The sequence below is a fragment of the Acinetobacter sichuanensis genome (assembly GCF_003024515.2).
GTDB classification, from domain to species: domain Bacteria; phylum Pseudomonadota; class Gammaproteobacteria; order Pseudomonadales; family Moraxellaceae; genus Acinetobacter; species Acinetobacter sichuanensis.
The window spans coordinates 1-1743 of record NZ_PYIX02000135.1 but is presented as its reverse complement, the minus strand read 5'-3'; the positions used below and the strand labels follow the sequence as shown (position 1 = coordinate 1743).

Sequence of the window (1743 nt, the reverse complement as noted above, 5' to 3'; positions counted from 1 at the left end):
GTTTTGATGTATTTACCATCTTCTGTCACAAGCGGCATCTGAGGCGGTCTTGCCAAAGAAATCTCATTGGTCCATTCAGTCGCAAAACAATCAATCATATCGACTGAACCATTTTCTAACTGCAAATAGACTTTATAAGACTGATTTATTTCAAAAACCACATCTTGTGACAAGACTAAAATCAGACCATCTACTTCTGCCACTTCACCATCTTGGGTTTCAATTGAGGTGTTGTCAGCAACAATAATTTTGTCATTTCTGAGTAAAATCTCAGATTCATCTAACGCATCAAACTGCACAGATGTTTCTTGATACCTGATCTTATTCCACTCTCGCCATGCTCTCGTTTTTGCCTGTGCTTCATTACGGATTCCTGTCGATTTGATCGACATTAAATTTGTCGGATTAGTTTTGTCTGAAGCAATGTATTTAATACGTGTGTCATCTGCAGGACTGGTGTACTCAATCTCAACACCATCATACTTATTTTGAACACCCCAACTCTCTGTACGTTTTTCAGACTTCGGTACTTTATTCCGATGATTAAATAACAAGACGGCATTTTCTTGTGGTTGTTCAAACTGCAATTGGATCTTAGATCCAAAGCGATTTGGCTCACAAAATACTGTGCTTGCCACCATTCCTGCAATTTCTTCAAATGACAGATTTGGATCATCAATCGTGTAAGAGAACTCAGTAGCCTTGTCAGATTTAAAATAAGCAATAATTTTTGCAACTTCAGCTTTCATTTGCACGACATCAAGCTCATTCATGCTGCGTCTGCCGATGTATTCATCTAGTGCCAAGTCAATCAATGCTTGTTCTGCGGAATTTGTTGGGGTTAAAGCCCCCACCCCATCAAATTTTAATTTCCGAGTGACCAGGCAATTTAATTTACGCTCTTTAATTGAATAAAGACCGTCATTACCCACGGCTTCAGACTGAATCACCGTCATATTGCCGTAGTTGATTTTGTCACTCCGCTTTGCTAGATAAACATCTTTCACTCGCATTTCAGCTTGGATGTTGTTTTCCATATCTGTACGAGTACGACATAAACGAAAACGAATCGAACCACGTGCAGCCAATTCAATAATTTTGGTTGATCCGAATGGCACTCTGGTTTGATCCGTGAAACCCAATTCAACTTCATAAATCTGCCCGATTGGTGTGCCCTCAGTGTCAATGTATTGATATTGAATTAAGCCTGTTGTCCACGCTGTCGATGTACCACCTTTAGAATTTTGTCGATACAAACCATTTGGAAAATGGATATTAAAATAAGCAAATTCAGCACCATCCATAAAGATATTATGCCAACCCACCCAAGCAGCATCAGGGTCTAATTTATCTAAAGTAATATCAAGCTCAACCGACTCTGTAGACTGATTGGGTAGATGTGTCAATTGTGCCCACTCAACATTTACGGCAACAGGATCAACCAACTTAATATAGTCTCCCCCTACCTCTTCAACCGTATATGTATCATCAAGATAGATTGCATCATCATTATTAATCAGTTGTAGACCTGAATTAATACTTGTGTCTTCAGTCAAGTAGTTCCAAGACGGATTTTTTGTATTTGGTGCATTCAAAGCAACTGTATACTGAAAGCCATTGGTTAAAGTGCTTTTAGCAATATTGGTAATTGTATAGACGCCTGAAAAATCTTTATAAATGATTTTACTGTCTTGCACTATTGCTGAATCTTGCCCAATTGAAATGACTTGATCTGCCACACTA

General features: G+C 38.6%; 1 protein-coding gene. It reads right to left on the bottom strand.

From position 1 onward, the window contains the following. Positions 1–1743: host specificity factor TipJ family phage tail protein (locus C9E89_RS23535; RefSeq protein WP_265935939.1), on the bottom strand; the 1743-nt coding region annotated here is incomplete at both ends.